Raw genomic sequence first — 22145 nt, forward strand, 5'->3', positions numbered from 1 at the left:
CTATGATAAAATAAAGCTTTACACACCAACCAAATGATCATCCCGAAAAAAAATAAACCGGAAGTATTCCACTACTTCCGGTTCTGTCTGGCTTGATCTGTTTATTATGAACCAATAACCAATCTGTAACCAAACTTTACTAAATTATGAAATATCTGTTTTATGTCAAAGAACATGAAAGGAAACCGCTTTGCACAATATTTATCCAAAGTATCAGAATAATGAAGGTAACCGCCATATTAATTATACTGTTTTCCTTGGGCGTACACGCTAATACCAAGGCGCAACAGGTCACCTTATCGTTAAATAACAGTACTTTAAAAGTTTTCTTTGCCGAGGTAGAGAAACAAACCAGTTATGAGTTTTTGTATAACGACGAGCTTTTGCAAAAGTATGGCAATATCAGCCTTCAAATCAAAAACGCCCCTGTAGAAGCAGCTTTAAACCAGGCCTTCACCGGCAAACCGTTGTTTTACAAAATACGCGACAAAACCATCGTTATATTAGAGAAGAAACAGCAGAAACAAAGCGATATAGCCGATTTTACCCTAACCGGCCAGGTTGTGGACAACAACGGCAATCCGGTTCAGGGAGTTAACGTTAAGGTAGAAAATACCAATAATGGTACGGCCACTGATTATAACGGTAAGTTTTCGTTAAAAAACATTAAGGTTAACGATGTGCTCATCATATCTACCTTAAGTTATCTTACACAAAAGATAGTTGTAAGTAATGAAACGGAACTTAAAATAACACTGCTTGAAGATAACAAAGGGCTTGATGAAGTGGTAGTGGTTGGGCAGGGCGTTCAAAAGAGGGCCAGCGTAATAGGCGCCATATCTTCGGTGTCAACCAAGGAGCTAAGCCAAAGCCCGGTATCAAACCTCAGCAACGCGTTAGCCGGGCGATTACCCGGCTTGATCTCTATACAGAGAAGCGGCATGCAGGGAAGTGATGATGCACAATTACTTATACGCGGTGTGGCAACACTCAACGGCTCGGGGCCAATGGTTGTTGTAGATGGTGTGGAGGGCCGTACCATGGCCGATATTGAGCCAAGCGATGTAGAGAGCGTAAGCATTTTGAAGGATGCCACGGCAACGGCCGTTTACGGTATCAGGGGTGCAAATGGTGTTGTACTCATCACCAGCAGAAGGGGATCATCATCAAAAGCGCCGGCAATAAGCCTTACAACGCAATACGGTTTGCAATCGCCTACAAGGATACCGGAAGTGGTTAATGCTTTTGAGTATGCAACCTTATTTAACCAGGCGAACAAAAACAACGGACAGCCGCTTACTTATACAGATGCGCAGTTGGAGGGCTACAAAAACCATTCGGATCCTTACCTGTACCCTGATAATGACTTCGCGTCAATTTTGCTGAGAAAACATTCTGCTATGACCAGGACCAACCTTAACGTTACAGGCGGATCAAATTTTGCACGGTTCTTTGTTTCCGCAGGTTACCTGTCGCAGGATGGGATCTATAAAACCTACCCTACCCCTTACCCTTCAGACCAGGTTGCCAAACGATATAACTTTCGCGGTAACCTCGATGTAGACGTAACCAAAACAACAATATTGCGGTTAGACCTGTCAGGAAGTTTCGGATCAGTGAACAGGCCAAGATATTCAAACGAGCCATTCTTTTCTATCGTTCGTATCCCGCCTAACCTGGCACCTATCAGAAACCCCGACGGATCATTCGGCGCGGCCGGTTCATTGGGCGTAAACCCTGTGGCAGAACTATCAGATGTTGGGTATGTGGTATCGTACACCGGGCGCTCGCAGGGAACATTCGCCCTCACACAAAAGTTAGATATGCTGACCAAAGGCCTGTCGGCAACGGTTTCTTTATCGTACGATGCCAACTACTTTCAGGATCAGCAACGGGGCAAAAGTTATGATTCTTTTCAGTACAATGCCGATGGCACTTACACCAGGGTTGGCACCGGCTCAAAACTGGGTACGGTATCGGGCTCATACGGCCTTACCAGGTTTTCAACCTATCGTGCTACACTGGCTTATGACAGAACCTTTGGCCCCAGCGCTATAACCAGTTCCGCGATCTTTACACAGCAAAAATCATACAGTAATATTGAGATTCCGGCTGCTGTGCAAGGCTTTTCGGGAAGAACGACCTATAATTATAAATATAAATACTTTGCAGAGGCTACTTATGCCTACAATGGCTCTGAAAACTTTGCACCCGGTAAACGTTATGGCTTTTTTCCTGCGGGTGCCATCGGCTGGATTGCCAGCGAAGAAGCGTTTTTTAAGGATAACGTTAGTTTCATCTCCTTCTTAAAATTACGGGCATCTTTCGGGGTGGTAGGTAACGACCAGATCGGCGGCAGCCGTTTCCTGTTCAACAGTTATTATGCCGATGCAGGAGGCGGTAGCTTTGGTAATCCTCCATCCTCATCAAACGGCTTAAGGGAGGCATTTTTGGGTAATAGAAACATTACGTGGGAGCGTGGCTACAAGAAAAACATCGCTTTTGAGAGTAAATTTTTTCACGACCTTATTACCCTTAATGTAGACCTGTTCCGTGAAAACAGGAAACGGATCCTGGTGAGCTCCCTCGTTCCTGACGCGGCCGGATTGCCTAATTTTCCGCCTATTAACAAAGGTGAGGTAAGAAACCAGGGCTTTGAAACCGAATTAGGTATCCGTAAAAAATTCCGCAGCCTAATGGTTAACTTAAGGGGTAACGTAGGCTTTAACCGGAGTAAAGTACTTGATAATAATGAGGCTACGCCGCTTTACGGCTATCAGTCGGGTGTTGGCAAGCGTGTGTATCAACCCTTAGGGCTTATTTCTCAGGGGTTCTTTCAAAATGCCGACGAGATTGCTAACAGCCCCACACAAACATACACCAGCAGGGTAATTCCGGGCGATATTAAATACAAAGATGAAAATGGCGACGGCATTATCAACGATTTCGACCGTGTGGCTATCGGTTATTCTACAATTCCTGAGATACAATATGGCGTAACCCTTGATATGAGCTACAGAAGTTTTGACCTGAGCGTTCTTTTCCAGGGCTCAGCACATTCAAGCGTATATTTTGATGAGTTCGGCTATGTTCCATTTGACAGGCAGGGAACGGCACTTAAAGAACAGCTTAACAGCTGGACACCGGAAAATGCCGTTACCGCTACTTACCCGAGGATAGATATTGGCGCGAATGCCAATAATACAAGGCTCTCTACCTTTACCCAGCAAAGCGGAAATTACGTGAGGCTAAAAAACGCGGAGATCGGTTACTCGTTTGCACAGGACCTGCTGAAAAAGGTAGGGCTGAAGAGGGTGCGGGTATTTGCAAATGGTCAAAATTTGTTCACCTGGTCCGAAATTAAGTTTGTTGACCCCGAATATGGCAATGGCGGTATAGGTAATACCTATCCGCAACAAAAGGTATACAATTTCGGTGTCAGACTTGATTTCTAAGATTTAATAGATAGTATCATGAAAAAAACTATAATAGCAGCAGCGGTTCTATTGCTTACATTTTTCTGTTCGTGTAAGAAATATTTAGATCTCGCGCCTAATGAAAATATCTCTGAAGAACAAGCCTTCAGCACGATGATCCAAACAGAAAACTTCGCGAATAATATATACGCCGAACTTCCGTCATATCAAAAAAGAACCAGCCATAGGTTTACTTCGTTGGATTGCCTGAGCGACGAGGCCGCTCCTACCTTCTTTCAGGATGGCCGCACTTTTAACGGTGGTGGATATGGCCCCACAAACATCACTAACTATATAGGTGATATTTGGGCTAACGCGTTCAGAAATATCAGGAAGTGCAATATTTTGCTGGAAAAACTGCCAACCGTACCCGCCATTAACGCGGGCGACGATATTACCAGGAGTAGATTAAGAGGCGAGGCGTTATTTCTGCGCGCGTTCCTTTATTTTGATGTATTAAAAGTATTTGGCCGGGTCCCGATCATTTCACAGGCATTTGCACCCGACGCCGATTTTAAAATAGCCCGCAATACGTATGATGAATGCGTAGCTTTTATGCAAAATGATCTTGATGAGGCTATTACCTTACTCCCGGCTACCTACCCGGCAAACCAATTGGGCAGGGCCAACAAAGCCATGTGCATGGCCCTTAAATCGAGGCTTTTGTTATATGCTGCAAGCCCGCTAAACTCGGCAGATAACACTGCCAAATGGCAGGCGGCAGCAAAAGCGGCAAAGGATGTTATTGACCTTAACCAATACGCGTTGTATGATTTAAATTCAGATAAGGCCGAAAACTACAAGGCTATATTTAACGCTTTTGCCAACAAAGAGATCATTTGGTTTATCAACTTAGGCAACGGTAAGGATTATGAACAAAATTACTACCCGGCATCTAACGGCGGCTGGGGAAACGAAACGCCCACCCAAAACTTTGTTGATGAGTACCAGATGGATAACGGAAAAAACATTACCGATCCTACATCCGGTTATGACCCGGCTAACCCGTACCTGCACCGCGAGCCGCGCTTTTACGGCACCGTTTGGTACAATGGCAGCGTACTAAGAGGTATCCGCATACAAACCAATCCCGGAGGTAACGCGGCCATTAATGGCGGTAATGATAATACCAGGACAGGCTATTATACCCGCAAATTTTGTGATGAGTCTGTTGACCTGAGTAACGGGCCCGGAAAGCAAATGATGAGTATATGGTTCAGGTTGGCAGAGATGTACTTAAACTATGCCGAGGCGAGCAATGAGGCAAACAGCAGCCCTTCTGCCGATCCGCTGATCTATAACTATATTAACCTGATCAGATCCAGGGCCGGTTTGCCCGGGCTGGCGGCAGATCTGTCAAAAGAACAAATGCGCCTGGCCATAAGGCACGAGCGAAGAATTGAGCTTTGCTTTGAAGAGCATCGCTTTTTTGATGACCGCAGATGGAAACTAACCTTTGGCGGACAAATTAAAGGCATTGTTTGGGCCGATGCAGCCGGAACAAGCTTTACCCTAATTACAGCGGAAAACCGTGCCTTTGATCCTAAAATGTGGTACATGCCTATTCCGCAAAAGGAAATAGATATTACCAAAATGGAACAAAATCCGGGCTGGCAATAAGCTCACCTTCTAAAAATTCGAACGCCTCCAGTTAGTCATCGTCAGGATAATTTTTCCATAATTAAGGATGAATAAATGGAGTCTTCCTGATCGATTAGAAATAACATCGCGCAGATGCTTAGCGGTTGGTTCAAATAAAAAGGTCACGGGAATACTACTCCCGTGACCTTTTTATTTTATTTACCAGCCCTGGTTTTGTGTGATGATACCACTGCTGCGGTCTATTTCTTTTTGCGGTACTGCCCAAACATGGTGTACAGTTGGGTTAAAGGTACGCGATGGCCATATTACACTGCCGCTAAAGCCGTGCAATGGTTGTGCGTAAGCGGCCTGCGCATCGCCCCAGCGTACCAAATCGCGGTGACGGTCGGCCCATTCACCGGCAAGTTCGCAACGGCGTTGTTTTTTCAGATCGGCCATGGTGGCGTTGCTGATATTTTCTAAGCCTGCGCGACGGCGCACCAGGTTGATCTCCTTATCGGCATTTTTATTCTGCATTAATGCTGCTTCGGCCTTAATTAACAGGATCTCGGCATAACGTAATAAAGGCACGTTAAGGTCTGTAGTAGGGTGATCTCCATTAGAACTGATATGTGAGCCTACCGGGCTTGCATAGCTGAACGGTTCCATGTATTTTCTGAACTGGTAACCCGAAAGACTGTTCACCGAGCTGTAAGTATTTTCTACGCCGAAGAACATGAACTTATCGCCCGGTTTCAATATGGTTACCTCGCGGCGTGTGTCGCCGGTTTCATACGCGTCATACAACTCTTTGGTTGGTTGGTAATAACCCCAGCCATTGTACTTGCCCCAGCCTTTATTTTCCAGCATTACACCCGGTAAAATACTGCCCCAGCCAGCTGCGCCTTTAGCGGTACTTACTGCCGACCAGATATATTCTGAACTGTAATTATTAGCAGCTTTAAACACATCGCCATAGTTATCCAAAAGTGCCCTGTTACCAAAGTTGATCACCGAATCGGCATACTTTTCGGCATTTACGTAATCCTTTTTATACAGGTACATTTTTGAAAGATAACCCCAGGCAGCAACCTTATGTGGTCTGCCATAATTGGCAGTACCTAATTGCGCCAGCATTGGCAGCAGGTTAGCCGCTTTTTTAAGCTCACCCTCAATGTAGGTATAGTTGGCGTCAACATTGGCGGCACGTGGTGTAGGGTTAGGGTCGTTATTGTTTTCGCGGGTGATGATAGGTAAGCCGGCACGTGAATCGCCGTAGTTATAAGCTAACTGAAAATACATCAGGCCACTTAAAAAATAGGCTTCGCCCATTAAACGGTTTTTCAGGGTAGCATCCATGCTGATGGCGGGAATCTTATTGATCACATCGTTTGCACGCCTTATCACAGAATAACGCATATTCCACTGATCAACAGTATAGCTGCTTGAATAATAAGTACTGCTAAAGTTTTTTATAGCATCGGCATTAGTGTTTATACGGCCGGTAACCATATCGTCGCTGGCGTTAATGAACCACATATAACCGCGGCCATAAAACTCTTCGCCATCAAAAGGCTGGTACATGGCGTTCGCGCCCAGTACGGCATCGTCAGAAGTGCGCCAGAAATTGCTTTCAGATACTGCGCCTTCAGGTAATATATCCAGCTTATTAGAACAAGAACCCAGTAGCAGGCTTGCCGATAAGATGAGGAGGTTATTTAATATCTTTTTCATGCTCTTTTTAATATGAGATAGTTTTTACTTACAAAGTGAGGTTTATACCAAAAATGAAAGCTCGCGATTGCGGATAGCGGCCCACATCCATACCGTAGTTGTCAAAACCAACCTCGGGGTCAAACCCTTTATATTTGGTTATGGTGAACAGGTTGTTGGCTGTTGAGTAAATACGCAGGCTGCTTATACCTGCATTTCGCAAAACTTTAGGCGTAAAGGTGTAGCCAAGCGTTACGTTCTTGATACGCAGGTATGAGCCTTTTTCAATATAAAAATCAGAGTTGGTACCAAAGTTACCGTTGGCATCGCTCGCGGTAATACGCGGAATGTTAGTATTGGTATTTTGCGGTGTCCAGGCATTCAAAACATCGTTCAGCAGGTTATAGTTTTGTCCTAAACCGCCCGCGTTCCAGCTGGTATATTTTAAAGCGTTGTATAGTTTATTGCCTTGTACGCCCTGCGCGAAAATGTTCAGGTCGAAATTTTTGTAGCTGGCATTAAAACTGAAGCCATAAGTAAAATCAGGGAAAGCGCTGCCTAAGAACTGGCGGTCTTCGTCGCCTATTTTACCGTTGCCGCTTGCATCCACAAACTTAATATCGCCCGGTTTGGCATTTGGTTGTATAAGCGTACCATCAGGTGCGCGGTAATTGTTTATCTCTTCCTGGTTTTGGAATAAACCATCGGTTTTTATAGAGAAATATGAATAAAGCGGCTGACCTACCTGTATACGTACCGGTGATAGTAAACCCCTCACGCTCGGGCTGCTGCCTGTAGTAGGCACGTTATTTGGCAAAGACAGTACTTTATTGTTGATCTTACTTAAGTTAGCGGTAACATTGTATTTAAAATCTTTACGCTGATCGCTGTTATAGCTCAGGCTAAATTCAAAACCTTTATCCTGCACCTTACCACCATTTACCCACACATTGCCTAAACCAATACCTGCAGGAATGCTCATCAGCATATCTTCGGTATTTTTAACAAAGTAATCGGCATTAAGGGTGATACGCTCGTTTAAAAAGCCGAGGTCTAAACCTATATCAGTTTGTTTTGATTTTGCCCAGGTAAGATCAGGGTTTGAACGATCGCTGCTGTAATAACCGTTAAGCAATGTGGGATCGGCACCCAGATACAACGTACCCGAACCCAGGTTAGGGCTAACCGCGGTTGTTGATACCGAAGACAAGTTACCTAACACACCATAACTTGCGCGCAATTTTAAATTGCTAAGCCAATACAGCGGTTGCATAAAGTTTTCGCGACTAAGTACCCAACCACCCGATATAGAACCGAAGTTTTGAAACTTGTTTTTTTCGGCAACAAGTGACGTACCATCGCGGCGGCCGGTTAATGATAGCAAGTATTTGTGGTCGTAATCGTAATTTACACGCGCCAGGTATGATACAAGGGCCTCGGTAACTTTATAGTCGCCGGGTTGTGGTACCGGTGTGCCTGTACCGTTAACAAAATAGCGGTAAAGCGGGTTCTCGTTGCCAAAACCCGATAATGATGCCGATAAGCCCTGGCTGGTATTTTTCTGATAACTGTAACCACCCAGCACATCAAAATTATGCTTGCCTATTGATTTGTTATAGTTTAAAGTTTGCTCGGCCAAAAAACGGTTTTCGGTGCCCGATGCTTCTGATAGGGTGTTGGTAAGCACAGGTTTACCCACCTCAGGCACTATTGCCGAAAAGTTTTTGTAATAGTTGAAAACCTTGGTTATCGAATAGTTAGAACGGAATTTTAAACCGGGTAACAATGTTGCTTCCAGGTAAGGGTTGGCAATAATGGTGTTTATAGGATTACTGCTGTCTATACGTTCAAGGTTGGCTACCGGGTTAACCACATCACCGTATGAACCCGCGTATTGAATTGGCAAGCCTGAATACGCGCCGGTTTCTGTACGTGGTGTAATGCTTGCCGGGTAAAAAATAGCAGCCTGTATAGCACCTGTATACCCGCTGAAGGTATTGGTACCACGACCGTTAGTATTGCTGAAAGACAGGTTTTCGCCTACCTTAAGCCACTTGTTTATCTTATGATCAGAATTTACACGGTACGCGTAACGTTCAGAGAAAGTATTTAACAATATGCCCTCGCCTTTGCGGTAATTAAAGCTCATGTACATGCTGCTGGTTTCGTTAGCGCTGCTCAGACCAATGTTGTAATCCTGCATGCGGCCGGTTCTGAATATTTCATCCATCCAGTTAGTGCGGGTAATCTGTCCGTCGGGGTAAAGTGTGGCGTCGAAAGCCGGGAGGCGGGGTTTGCCCGCGTTGTCTGTAGCCGTATTGTATACATCGGCATACTCTTTAGCGTTAAGGGGTTGTAATAAGCGCCAGGCCGATTCAGCGCCGTATTTAGCATCAAAAGTAATAGCCAGTTTGCCTTTTACACCTTTTTTGGTAGTGATAAGAATTACACCGCCCGAAGCACGCGAACCGTAAATAGCCGCCGATGCATCCTTAAGTACCGAAACCGATTCGATATCATTAGGGTTAAGTACCGGTGTGCCGGGATAAAAAACCGAACCATCCACTACATATAATGGCTGCTCACCGTTTATACCGCCTAAACCGCGTATGTTTACCTGCGGTGTGGCGGTTGGGTCGCCGCCATTGTTGTTTACCACTACACCTGCGGCTTTACCTTGCAGGGCTTCCTGAACGTTACGGAAAGAGCGTGACGTTAATTTATCAAGATTAACACTGGTGATAGCTCCTGATAATGTTGAACGGCTTTGGGTACCGTAACCTACTACCACTACCTCGCGCAGCGATTGATTGTCGGCTTTCATTACCACATCAATAACAGGTTGATTTTTTACCGCTATCTCCTGGCTTACATAACCTATGTATTGAAAAACAAGTATGGCGTTCTCTTCAACATTAAGGTTGTATTGTCCTTCCTCGTTGGTTACACCACCAACTGTAGTACCTTTTGAAGCAACGGTAACACCCACAAGCGGAAAGCCCTCTTCATCTTTTACCGTACCCGAAACACGAATGCCCGGGGCTGCATTTACCTGTTTGGCAGGTACAGTAGCAGGCTTTTGTTTTTCAACCTTTAGTAATACGTGTTGCTCATCTACCTGTTGTACCGAACCCTGGTAACCCGATAATAACTCTTTCAGGATATTTATTACCAATTCGTTATTGGCGCTAAGGCTTATTGTACGGTCAGAATCGAAATTGTTTGAGTTATAACCAATTTTGAAAGATGTTTTTTGTTCAATGATCTTGAAAACGTTTTTTATGCGTTCGTTTTTTACCGTTATGCTGATACGCATGGTATTGATGGTTTGCCCATCGGCAGAGAATGAAGGCGTGGTATTGAATGTAAGGATCAATAACAGGTTCAGGAATATGGGGAATTTCCTGAAAATGTATTTGTTTGAAATAAATTGATAAAGATTTCTCATTTTTACTAATGTTATTAATATGATTTGGGTATCGTTGAAATAACTATGGCCTGCTGCTTCAGCAGCCATACAACAGGCAGGTGTTCGATGCATCGGCCTGTTCTTGTTTTTATTGACTTGGGTTTATATCATAATTAATGGCAATTTTTTGCGTGTATGATGATCTTGTTTTGTGTTGTTTGATAAGTAATGCCGCTTAACTGGCCCAGTACCGTAAGCACTTTAGGCAAAGCATCGCCCGAAGAAAAGCTGATCGTATATTTGCAGTTGGCCAAAGGCGCATCTGCCAGTTCTATACCCTGGTTATACCGCCTCGACAGTGCTTTTACTATCTCCTGAATACCGGTTTCCTCAAAATACAGTTCGCCTTTTTTCCATGCGCTCAACTTTTCGGCATCGGCAGTAGTGGTAATATGGCGGCGACTATTTACATCGTAGCTCAACATCAAATTGTGGGTAAGTACATCACCCAACTGTTTGGTAATGCCGTTTTGTTGTTCGCTTACTTTAACACGGCCTTGTACCACGGCTACCTTAATATTGGCCTCGTCGGTATAAGCATGCACATTGAACTCGGTACCCAAAACCTGCGTTTGTAATTTGCCGGTGCTTACAATAAACGGCCTTTGCTTATCGTGCTTAACCCTGAAATAGGCTTCGCCCGAAAGCGTTACACGGCGATATTTTTGATTATAGCTGCCGCCTACAGCTAATGATGACGAGGAATTAAGCGTTACCTCGGTACTATCGGGCAGTACAATGATCTTTTGCTGCCCCGGCAAGGTAGAAAAGCGTTGTTCGGCAGGTGTTTGCGGTTTAGATAACTGGTTATAAAACAAGTAAGCTAAAGGGATAAACACCAGCATTGCAGCCACACTCGCGTAGCGAAATATTGTTACAGTACGGCCACGTGGGGTACCGGTTTGTTTCAGTACTTCCTTGCGTACAGTTTTCAGGATATTTTTTTCGGATGCTGAAGAAACTTCAGGAATATCCTGACGGCCTAATCCGGCGAGCCATTGCTCTACCCGAAGTTTTTCCGCGGGTGTGCATTCGCCGTCCCGGTATTTTTTTAACAAGGCTTTTTCCTGTGCCGATCCTTTCATATTCATCTGCACCTATAATCGGCAGATGCGGCGATGAGTACCGTTAAATAATTATGAAAAGTTTGTTAAAATAAAAACACCAAAGATTTCACCTTATAACAGGTATTTAAGCGCGATGAGGATAAACGAGATGCTCACTATGCGGTTAAAGCGCACATGCAGGTGTTTAAGGGCAATGGTAAGGTTATTTTTTACCGTTTGTTCTGACAGGGAAAGCCGGCGGGCAATATCTTTTATGGTAAGCTGTTCGAGGCGGCTCAGCTTAAACACGTTTTTTACAGACTCAGGCAGTTTATTGATCTCGCTGCTAAACCAATCCTCCAATTCGGAGGCAACGATGTCCTGATCGGCGGCGGGAGCCGCGTCGTACTGATACTCGGGCAACAGCGCTTCGTAATTTATTATTTCGCGGTTGGCAGCGGTATAAAAATCTACAACCTTGTACTTAGCGGCTTTATACAAATAGGGCGATATGGTATCGTTGATCTGGATGCTATAGCGGTTGTTCCATAAGGTAATGAAGATGTCCTGTACCGCTTCCTTAGCGTTTTCGGCCGAATTGATGCGTGAATAGATGTACCGGAACAAAGCCCGGTCATATTTTTTCATCAATAATAACAGCGCCTTTTGATCATCAGCCTGCATTTGGCTTAACAGATGAGGGTCCGCTGGCAAACTGTTTTTCATTACCCCAAACCTACAGGCGGGGCTTTAAATAATTGTTACGCCTACATAAATTGTGTTAAAACCATAATTTTCTGACAAACGCCCACCTTGGAGTTGAAGCACATTTCAAGAAATAAGCAGGATTTCGATTTACAGCTATCGGTTCAAATTCTATCAACTTAGCCGACCTTGAACTTAATAGTCAATTTATATGACCTTTATTGTACAATATGCTCCTTTATAATTTTCTACTTTTGCTGCATTCATGCTCAAATTATCAATGGAAAAAACAAAAGCTATAAAAGTACCTGCCGACATGACCTGTTCGCCGCATTTTAACCGCGACCTTAAACTGAATGGTTTAAGCATTGTAGAATCGTGCACGCAAACAAGCCGTAAGCAGGGCACCATGTTTTTGCAAAACCATATGCTGTTGGTTGTAATGGAAGGCACCAATAAGATAACCTATTGCAATAACGAGTTTGTGGTGAACAAAAATGAAATGGTTTTCCTGAAAAAAGCCATACAGATAGGTTACGATAAAACCGGCAATCCCGAAAAGGGCAATGTGTATGAGAGCATGATGTTCTTTTTGAAGGATGAGTTTTTGATAGAGTTCATGAAGATGGCCAACATCCAATCGGTAGAAACGGATGAAATGGTTAAGGTGGTGGTAAAGCCCGTTAAGCCGTTGCTGCAAAAATTCTTTGATTCGGTAGTGCCCTACTTTGAAAACCCTGAGGCTATTGACGGCAACCTGCTCAAACTTAAAATGATGGAATTGCTGTATGACTTGGCCAGCACCGATAAAAACCTTTTACAGCAATTATTACAGCTAAAGCAACAGGTTTATGGCGATATACCAACCATAGTGATGGAGCATTATGCCACACCGGCCACACTTACCGAACTGGCTTATCTTTCGGGCAGGAGCCTGTCCAGCTTTAAGCGCGATTTTCATGCCATATATAAAACTACCCCTGCCCTGTGGATCAGGGAAAAGCGGCTGACCAAAGCTGCCGAACTGCTGCGTGCCGATATGGCGGTGAAGGATGTTTGCTATTCGCTCGGTTTTGAAAGCGTGGCCCACTTTTCGCGCCTTTATAAATCGCATTACGGCTGTTCGCCATCGGCACATAAAACAGAATTACAGAGCGCCTGAGTAATTGAACGCCAAAGTCAATTTATTTGAACGTTAAAGACTAACTACAGGCTTGAAAATGCCACACCTTTGTATCAATTAAACACTTAAACAAGTAATTAAATGATACCAGTAAAAGGATACGCGGCACAAAACGCGCAAACAGACCTCGCTCCGTGGAATTTTGAACGCCGTGAGGTTGGTCCGCACGATGTGCAATTTGAAATTTTATATTGCGGCGTTTGCCACTCCGATCTGCACCAGATAAAAGACGAATGGGGCGGCTCCATCTTCCCGATGGTACCCGGTCACGAAATTGTAGGCAAAGTAGTAAAGGTTGGCGACCATGTAAAAAAATTCAAGATCGGCGACTTGGCCGGTACAGGTTGTTTGGTTGACTCGTGCAGGATTTGTAAAAACTGTCAGGACGGCTTAGAGCAATATTGCACCAATGGCCACTCACAAACTTATAATGGCGTTGAGCAGGATAAAGTAACCCCAACCTACGGCGGCTACTCAAACAGCATTGTAGTACATGAAGATTTTGTGCTGCAAATTTCAGAAAAATTGGATCTTGCCGCGGTTGCCCCATTGCTATGCGCGGGCATCACTACCTATTCGCCTTTAAAACACTGGAAAGTTGGCAAAGGCCACAAATTGGCAGTTTTAGGTTTGGGCGGTTTAGGCCACATGGCCGTTAAATTTGGTGTTGCTTTCGGCGCCGAAGTTACCGTGTTAAGCACATCGCCTAAAAAAGAAGAAGACGCTAAAAAACTGGGCGCGCATCATTTTGTTGTAACCAGTGATGAAGAGCAGGTGAAAGCCGTTGCCGGTACTTTCGATTTTATTTTAGATACCGTTTCTGCCGATCACGATTTGAACCTATATCTGTCTTTACTGGCTACCAATGGCGTACATATTTGCGTTGGCGTACCTCCTACACCGGCACAGCTTTATGCTTTCAGCCTGATTGGCGGTCGCAAAAGTTTGGTTGGTTCGATGATAGGCGGCTTGCCTGAAACCCAGGAAATGCTGGATTACTGTGCCGAACATAACATCGTGTCAGATATTGAGCTGATCGATATTAAAGATATTTATGCTGCCTACGATCGCATGACGAAAGGCGATGTTCGTTACCGTTTCGTGATCGATCTGGCTACGTTGTAATCAGCCGGTCAACTGCTAAAAAACAGGGTGCCGGTTATCAGCACCCTTAAATTGATAAACAATGAAATACAGAAAATTAGGTAATACCGATGTTGAACTATCTGCCATTGGCTTAGGCTGCATGAGTATGAACCATGCCTATGGCGAACCGGACGATGCCGAATCTATTGCAACGCTGGAGAAGGCCATAGAGCTGGGTATCAACTTTTGGGATACCGCCGATATTTATGCCAACGGCGCCAATGAAGAACTGGTAGCCAAAGTATTAAAACCTAACCGTCAGAAAATATTCATCGCTACCAAGTTTGGGTTCGAACTGAATACTAAAGGCTATACCGCCTTTAACGGTTCACCTGCCTATATTAAAACCGCGGTTGAAGCAAGTTTGAAACGCCTGCAAACCGATGTGATCGACCTGTACTACGCTCACCGTATAGATCCGAATGTGCCGGTTGAAGAAATGGTTGGCGCTATGGCCGATTTGGTAAAAGAAGGCAAAGTGCGCTACCTTGGCCTATCTGAAGCATCGGCAAATTCAGTTAAACGTGCCCATGCCGTTCACCCTATCAGTGCCCTGCAAAGTGAATACTCTTTATTAACCCGCGAAGTAGAGAACGAAATATTGCCGCTTTGCAAAGAATTGGGAATTTCTTTTATACCGTTTAGTCCGCTGGCGAGGGGTTTGGTAACCAATACGCTGGATGTAACTACTTTAAAAGATGGCGATTTCCGTAAAACCCTGCCGCGCTTTCAGGGAGAGCATGTGGATAACAACCGCGGTTTGACACAGGAATTTGCCGCCCTGGCTGCGACTAAAAATTGTTCGCCCGCACAACTGGCCATCGCGTGGGTACTGGCACAAGGCGAAAACATTATCCCTATCCCCGGTACAAAACGCCGCAAATACCTGGTTGAAAACGCGGGATCGGTTGATGTAAACCTATCTGATACCGACATAACCGCTATTGAAGCGATACTGACCAAGTACCCCGATACAGGTGCCCGTTATAATGAAGCCAATAACAAGTTTGTAGATAAGAACTAATCTACCGGCTATTTATACAAAAGAGCGGAACACGATATTATGTCGTATTCCGCTCTTTTTGCTTTTTTACTATCTCTGTAAATGAGTTAGTGTAGTAATGAAAGTGTATCAGTAACTAAAATATTTGGCGACAAATTGGTTGGTGTTTGAATACCAAATTCAGCTTCCTTGGTACCCGATCCTCTCGTCAATGGCTCTTTAAACAATTCATAATAGAATAAAAAGTTACACTTCGGTTTGTATTGGCTGTGCATCAGGGTTAAGAAACCGCCTTTTCCCAAACCATTAGGGTTAATGCCGGGGCTTGGCGTACCGCCAAATGATATACCTGTTTCGGTGATACCAACCTGCGTCACCAGGCTCGAATCTATAAACTTCAGCTTAAGTCTTACTATGGCCTTATTAGCCATAGGTGTGTCAATTGGGCTCACATTGTGGCTCCTGTCTGTTCCGTATTCACTATCGTTATACCAGTCCAAACCCATAAAATCCAATTTTTTATTAATGGCTTTCATATCCAGGGCAAATCTCCTGAACAGGCCGTAGTGAATCCAACCGTAATTCATACCCACGCGAATGTTACTGTTTGCAGCTTTTGCCCCCGAATACATACCGCTCAGATATTGAAGATAAGCCTTGTATTTAGTCATGTCATATCTATTAGGGCTCACCTCGTTATCAGCAGGTGTGGCGGTACCATAATAGGTAGATCTTAACAAATTGGCATTATTATCCAATTCAAGTTCATTGTAAACCTGGAGAAAACCAATTTTTCCGGGGAACCGGTTTATAAAGCCGTACCCTTTGTTATAACCTTTTTGATAAAAAGCATTTAATTCTGATGTAGTGTAACCCGAAGCAGGCGTAGCAGGTGCTGCTAAATTAGGGTTGCTAAGTACGGCAAATACGCCAAAACCGGCATTATACGCCGAATCGACAAAAACGGCAAAATTAGCATTTGACGGATTACCGAGACTATCTGTTGAGGCATCAGCGCGAAAGTAATTCCAGTGCATCATGCGGGCCAGTTTCATGGCATAGCCGATCTTATTGCCGAGGTAATCCTGATTATTGGCGGTACCAAAGTGAACAGAGCCACCGTAGAGGCTATCGGTACGGGTAGTGCCCGCAAATGTGCGTAGTTTACCATTTTTCAGCTTGCCCGATGCTGTACCGGGATCAACAAGTGGTTTGTTTTGACAGGCGGCCAATAACAGCAGCGCCGGGATAAGGAGTTTTTTCATAATGATAAGGCTTTTGTTTAACGATATAAATATCGTATTAAAAATCAAACGATTACGAATAAACCAACGTAACATATACGTGATACGCTACTTTTTTACCAACACTTATTAATAAGATATTCCCAGCGAAATCTATTCGTTATCCTTTAAGCTCACCGGCAAAGATTGTTCAGCGGCCGCGCTGCTTTTAGCGCCTTTAAAACCATACCAGTATGTGGTAGCGGCAAAATCGGCCGTTCCGTTTTCCCAGCCTAATGTTTCCAAGCTGTAGCGAAACGATTCTTTAAACGGGATAGCATCCAGGTTACGTGTTCGGGTAAAGGTATTGTAGCCGAAAGAATCGGCGTTATCGGCACGCGGGGCATTGGCAAACGGGGTTTGGTACAATACTACAGGGGCCCATGAGGTATTGTAGTAATCTTCGGCACCGGTACCAAATTCATCGGGAAAGGTAGCGCCATCGGTCCAGATCTTTTGATCGCCTTCGCCATACCATTTGTGCATGTGGTTGTATATGGCAAAGGTATCGCCCAAAAACAATCCTTTTCCTTTAATGCTGTTAAATACCCATTCGGTAGGTTTATCTTCTTCGCCCTTTTTAATGGCCACGTTGTTTTGCGCTTTCCAGTCTGCATGAAAATACATGCTGTTGGCCGTCCATTTACGGCTTTCGGTTGTGGCGATAATGTTAACCTTTATTTCCGCGCTGCCTGTATTAACTATGGAAACCTCTGCCGACCGCTGGTAAGGCATTACCCACCTGCTAATGATGAGGCCATCGGCATCCACCATGCGGTACCAGCTATTTATAGCCTTGCCGCCCACTCCACTGCCCGAAAAATCGCCCACTGGGCACCAAACGGTTTGGTGTCCGTCGAAACTGATTTTTAAAATGGCCGAGCGTAAAGCCTGCTGATAATCTTCGGGCTTAGCCGTAGTAATTTTAATGGTGAGCAAACGTATGGCAGATGAAGCACCTGCCACACGCAGCATAAGTGTAGTTTGCGGGAATAAATTTCCGTTTGCCCGTGCTACGCTTCCTTTAATATCATCGGGGTGCAGCAGGCTGTTATTCACTTTTTCAACCAAAGGTTTTAGTGCGGTAAACTCGGCAACCGTAAATGTTTTAACCTTTGTACCGGGCTGATAGGCACGATAATTTACCTGGTAATATCTCGGCTGGTTATCGGTGTCATTATCTTCCCAGGTTATTTTACAGTGTTTGGCATAAGGCATAGGCAGGTATAAATTACTGCCGCCTTTTTCGGCCGGTTCGTAGCTCGAATGCGGTTGCAGTAAACCTTTGCCTAAATCCAGTCCGCTTTTGGTAAGATCATACGCCGGGATGGTTATCTCCGGTTTTGTCTGCCCATCAAAATAGATCCTCAATTTACCGTTCCGCCGAAAGGTGGTGAGCCAAAAACGCACTATAGCACCCGGACCGTCAACATCCAGCATCACATTTTCTTTATGGCCGTCAACCTCTTCGGTGCGGATGTAATGCGAGCGATCGTCGTTGGCAAACCAGCCCGGTTTATCGGGCGAAACGGAGTTGCGGTCGTAACTGCTGCTCTGCATTTGCTTATAGTATGGATCGGGCCAGCTGGCCACCGAAGTATTGTCTGCCAGTTCGGTAAGCAAGCTCTTAAGATCCACCTTTTTTTGGCCAAAGCAATTAATGCCGGCAATTAACAATATAGCGATTAGCAATAATCTATTATACATAGGCAGACTTTTTTTCAACCCCGGTTATTTATTCAGTTTATAACTTTCTTTTATTACCGCCTCGTTAACGGCTTTTATGCGTTCAACTTCCATTTTTTCATAAGCACGGTCGTACGTTAATACGCCGTTCACCTCGTGCTCCACATCGGTAGTTTGGGTATACACGGCCACGCTGAGGCCTTTATATTTCATCAGTTGCTCTACCTGATCGAGCAGGAAAACATAACGATCTGTCAATGCAGCTTTGGTAGGCTCATAATCATAAGCGTTATTTTCAACCGGCCACATATGGTCGCGTACAAAAAGACCTACACCGCCAAACTCACCCAACGATGCCGCCCTATGATCATCAGGTACCGATGCATCCCTCGGGCCTACATAGATATGCGTATCCACATAGTCGCCATTGCCGGGGTCGCCGTAAGCTTTTTGATAACCAGGATTATTATTAAAGCCCGAGTTACCATTCACCAAACGCGAAGGATCATATTGCTTAACCCAATCGGTGATATTTTTAACATCGAAAGCGCCCCAGTTTTCATTAAAAGGCACCCACGTAATTATCGACGGCGAATTGTAATGATCGTCTATTATCGCTTTTAACTCATGGCGGAAAACTTTGCGGGTTTTCAGTGTATCTTCGTTTTGATACCATATGGCCGGCATATCCTGCCAAACCAGTAAACCCAGTTTATCTGCCCAGTAGTAAAAGCGTTGAGGCTCGGTCTTCATGTGTTTACGTATCAGGTTGAAACCCGCTTTTTTGGTAAACTCCACATCAAACTTTAAAGCAGCTTCGGTAGGCGCGGTTAAGATGCCATCGGGCCAGTAACCTTGATCCAGCAAGCCTACCTGCATTACAAATTTGCCGTTCAGCAACGGGCGTATTACACCATTCAGCTTACCCAATTTAATATCGCGCATGCCAAAATAGCTGTTCACCTCGTCGGCAACGCTGCCATCGTTATTGGTAAGGGAGATTTTCAGATTATACAAAAACGGTTCATCGGGCGACCATAATTTAGCATCCTTAATAGGCAGGTAAAAAGCCGTACCGGCCACACCCTTTGCCTGTGAAACTACCTTGCTGCCATCAAGCGCGGAGGCTGATAGTTTGGCATTGGCATCGGCATTTACGGTAATAATTAAACGACTGTTAGCCAAATCGGGCAATAGTTTAATGCCTTTAATATGGGCTTTGTTCACCGGCTCCAACCATACGGTTTGCCATATACCTGATGAAAAAGTATAATCGCCACGCGGACCGTTCTTACCCGAAGGTGCCCGGCCATCATTAGGATCATAAGCGGCAACCACAATGGTATTGCTGCCCTTCTTCAAGTACGGGCTGATGTTAAAACTGAAAGCATCGTACCCGCCTGCATGTGAACCGGCTTTTTGTCCGTTAATAAACACGGTCGCGTCATGGTCAACACCATCAAAGTGGATAATTACCTGTTTGTTACCCCAGTTTGCAGGCACTTCAAACGTGCGCCTGTACCACATGTTGATCTCCTGTTTACGCTGTATCCCCGATATTACCGACTCCGGGCAATAAGGCACCAAAATCTTATCCACCTTGCCATCAAAAGCTACAGGTTTTGCAGGATTAAGCGCGTTGGCCACATCTTTTCCGCTCTGGTAATCCCATTTGCCGTTCAGGCATAGCCATTTCTCGCGTTGCAGCTGCGGGCGTGGGTATTCGGGGAAAGGGATGTCGGCCTCCATGGCCGCTTTTGTCCATTGGGTTGGTAACTTGGGTGCCTGTGCAAAAACGTTGGTACAACAGTTTGCAGCAAGCAATAACGACAGGGAAAAAAGTTTGAGGTAGTTGGTCATATCAAGATGAATGTTGGTTTTTAATATTTACGATCGGAAACCCCAATATTATAAATAAAAAATTAACAGCACTGTCTTTCTATATAATATGTAGAATAAAAACGTCATCACTTAGCGAAGGGATGACGTTTTTATTATTTAGTCATTCGGCATTTTGTCATTAGTCATTGACCTTTCAGCTTTAACCTTTCGGCTTTCAGCTTTAACATACAATTATTTCCAAATGGATTTTACGGTGTATACCTCCAGGTTCTTAACATCTATATTGGTTCCCCAGAAATGGAAACCCTCGGTATTTTTCGAATCCGGTTTCCTTTCTATTGAGTATGAGTAAGCACCACCATCAATAAATACTTCTATTGAAGTACGGTCGATATAAATATCGGCGGTCAGTTCCATGCTCGTCATATCCTGCGGCGAATAAAACTTACCGTTGATAAGATTGAAGTTCATATCGTAATCAATAATATGCTGGCCAAACAGGTTTAAGCCCGCGCTGGTAGCATGCGATAGTTTGATGGTTGTTTTGATGCGCAGGCGGTCGCTGTTATTATATTCCTTCAGCTTATCGTTGGCATCACCCTCTTTAAGGTTGCTCCACTGGTTTACCTTATCAAACAATTGCTCGGTTTCTTTAACCGGCACGCTGAACAGCCTTACACCATCCTTAGTGGTTTTCAGGGTAAGTTCGGTAGGCAACAGCATCATTCCGTTAAACGGCATATCGGGGTGACTAACCCTTCCCCAGCCAATTTGTATCCTGCGGCCATCGGCTTCGGGCATATTGGTAATGGTTTGGGCGGCGTAAATTGTACCGGTAACGTAGTAGTATTTGCCCGTTTCAGGCTTGAAGGTTTTACCATCGAACGAGCCTATCATATACGTGTTAGACGCGCCGTACATTACCCATTTTGTTTTGCTTTTATCGCCATCAATAGGTAACTCAAACAGATCGGGGCATTCCCAAAAACCGGTTACGTGGCTTTGAAAGGTCCAGTCTTTAAGGTTGGTTGAGTTATAGATGGAATGGCCGTCGCGCTCGTTCAACACCAGCACCCAGTGTTTGCCCGGTTTGTACCAAAACACGCGTGGGTCGCGGGTATCCTGGCTGTTCCATTTAGCTTTCGAATCAATCAGCGGGTTCTTGCTGTACTTTGTCCAGGTGCGGCCTTTATCTAAACTGTAAGCCATGCATTGTACCTGTTTAGCATCTGAATTAGCGGTATAAGTGGCTATCATGGCCGGGGTATTGCCTTTATTAAAACCGGCAGTGTTATCATAATCAATTACCGCCGAGCCCGAGAACATGGTACCCAGGTTATCCGGAGTTAAGGCAGTTGGCAACTCTTCCCAATGGATCATGTCTTTACTTACCGCGTGCCCCCACGACATGTTTTCCCACTCTCTTTCATAAGGGTTATGCTGGTAGAAAAGGTGGTATTCGCCCTCGAAAAAGATCAAACCGTTAGGGTCGTTGATCCAGCCGCGGCGGGTGGTGAAATGGAACTGCGGGCGGTTCTTTTCGTGGTACATGGAATCCTGCCCGGCTATTTTATCGTCCTGGTAAATTTTGCTCAGGCCAGCGCCGTCGCCGTCATAACTGATATTGATGGTTTTGCCTTTTAAAGCGGTTACATCGCAAAACACCCAATATTGAGGCTCATCCTTAGCCAGCCTGATCTTGAAAGAGCGCTCTTCCTTGCTGCCTATTTTAAACTGCATGGTGCCGCGGGCCTGCGCCTGCGATACCGGGAGGTTAAGGTACCGTTTACTGATCTTGATATTAATATCAGCCGCCAGTAACGGTACCGAAATACATAGCAGTAAACAGGCTGCCATGATTGCTTTAAATTGGATTTTCATAATAGTTATATAAAGTATGAATTTTATTATTCCTGTATGTGTTCTTTGCTTGTTAGTTATTCTACTTACCGGCATTTATATTTATCAGTTGTGCCCGCCATGTAAATAATGGCAGGCACCGCTGATTTTTA

At 44.7% G+C, this 22145-nt stretch carries 13 protein-coding genes; 5 read left to right on the forward strand and 8 right to left on the reverse strand.

Translation table 11 applies throughout. The annotated features are described in order from the left end of the window. Positions 1–221: 221 nt before the first annotated feature. Both AC07NA_RS16430 and AC07NA_RS16435 read left to right on the forward strand, forming a co-directional pair. On the forward strand, positions 222–3455 hold the full coding sequence (locus AC07NA_RS16430; RefSeq protein ID WP_494898676.1) for a TonB-dependent receptor: 3234 nt from the start codon (positions 222–224) through the stop codon (positions 3453–3455). Positions 3456–3473: 18 nt separating this feature from the next. After that, complete coding sequence (locus AC07NA_RS16435; RefSeq protein WP_494898677.1) at positions 3474–5096, forward strand: RagB/SusD family nutrient uptake outer membrane protein; 1623 nt, start codon at positions 3474–3476, stop codon at positions 5094–5096. A 180-nt stretch (positions 5097–5276) separates the two neighbouring features. Here the strand turns inward: AC07NA_RS16435 and AC07NA_RS16440 are convergent, their stop codons facing one another. The 4 genes from AC07NA_RS16440 to AC07NA_RS16455 form a co-directional block, all read right to left on the reverse strand. Continuing rightward, positions 5277–6791, reverse strand: a complete 1515-nt coding sequence (locus tag AC07NA_RS16440) for a RagB/SusD family nutrient uptake outer membrane protein (protein WP_494898678.1) — start codon at positions 6789–6791, stop codon at positions 5277–5279. A gap of 28 nt (positions 6792–6819) precedes the next feature. After that, positions 6820–10218, reverse strand: a complete 3399-nt coding sequence (locus tag AC07NA_RS16445; RefSeq protein WP_494898679.1) for a SusC/RagA family TonB-linked outer membrane protein — start codon at positions 10216–10218, stop codon at positions 6820–6822. 134 nt (positions 10219–10352) lie between these two features. Next, positions 10353–11324 (reverse strand): FecR family protein, encoded by a 972-nt coding sequence (locus tag AC07NA_RS16450; protein ID WP_494898680.1) that lies wholly within the window; start codon positions 11322–11324, stop codon positions 10353–10355. Between the two features lie 93 nt (positions 11325–11417). Further along, positions 11418–11933, reverse strand: coding sequence for an RNA polymerase sigma factor (locus AC07NA_RS16455; protein WP_494898681.1), 516 nt, complete (start codon positions 11931–11933; stop codon positions 11418–11420). 337 nt (positions 11934–12270) lie between these two features. On the opposite strand from AC07NA_RS16455, the gene AC07NA_RS16460 reads away from it, so the two are divergent. The 3 genes from AC07NA_RS16460 to AC07NA_RS16470 all read left to right on the forward strand — a co-directional run bounded on the left by AC07NA_RS16460 (position 12271) and on the right by AC07NA_RS16470 (position 15343). Beyond that, complete coding sequence (locus tag AC07NA_RS16460) at positions 12271–13152, forward strand: helix-turn-helix domain-containing protein (protein ID WP_345210862.1); 882 nt, start codon at positions 12271–12273, stop codon at positions 13150–13152. A 102-nt stretch (positions 13153–13254) separates the two neighbouring features. Then, on the forward strand, positions 13255–14298 hold the full coding sequence (locus AC07NA_RS16465) for an NAD(P)-dependent alcohol dehydrogenase (protein WP_494898682.1): 1044 nt from the start codon (positions 13255–13257) through the stop codon (positions 14296–14298). Positions 14299–14359: 61 nt separating this feature from the next. Further along, positions 14360–15343: an aldo/keto reductase gene (locus tag AC07NA_RS16470; protein ID WP_494898683.1), complete on the forward strand. Its 984-nt coding sequence runs from the start codon at positions 14360–14362 to the stop codon at positions 15341–15343. Between the two features lie 86 nt (positions 15344–15429). Here the strand turns inward: AC07NA_RS16470 and AC07NA_RS16475 are convergent, their stop codons facing one another. From AC07NA_RS16475 to AC07NA_RS16490, 4 genes are all read right to left on the reverse strand, one after another. Then, positions 15430–16587: a hypothetical protein gene (locus AC07NA_RS16475; protein ID WP_494898684.1), complete on the reverse strand. Its 1158-nt coding sequence runs from the start codon at positions 16585–16587 to the stop codon at positions 15430–15432. Positions 16588–16719: 132 nt separating this feature from the next. After that, on the reverse strand, positions 16720–18312 hold the full coding sequence (locus tag AC07NA_RS16480) for a glycoside hydrolase family 172 protein (protein WP_494898685.1): 1593 nt from the start codon (positions 18310–18312) through the stop codon (positions 16720–16722). A gap of 24 nt (positions 18313–18336) precedes the next feature. Further along, complete coding sequence (locus AC07NA_RS16485) at positions 18337–20151, reverse strand: glycoside hydrolase family 2 protein (RefSeq protein WP_494898686.1); 1815 nt, start codon at positions 20149–20151, stop codon at positions 18337–18339. 213 nt (positions 20152–20364) lie between these two features. Beyond that, positions 20365–22014 (reverse strand): glycoside hydrolase family 32 protein, encoded by a 1650-nt coding sequence (locus AC07NA_RS16490; protein ID WP_494898687.1) that lies wholly within the window; start codon positions 22012–22014, stop codon positions 20365–20367. Positions 22015–22145 lie beyond the last annotated feature (131 nt).

This window comes from Mucilaginibacter sp. GW821-FHT07G05, from assembly GCF_059418565.1.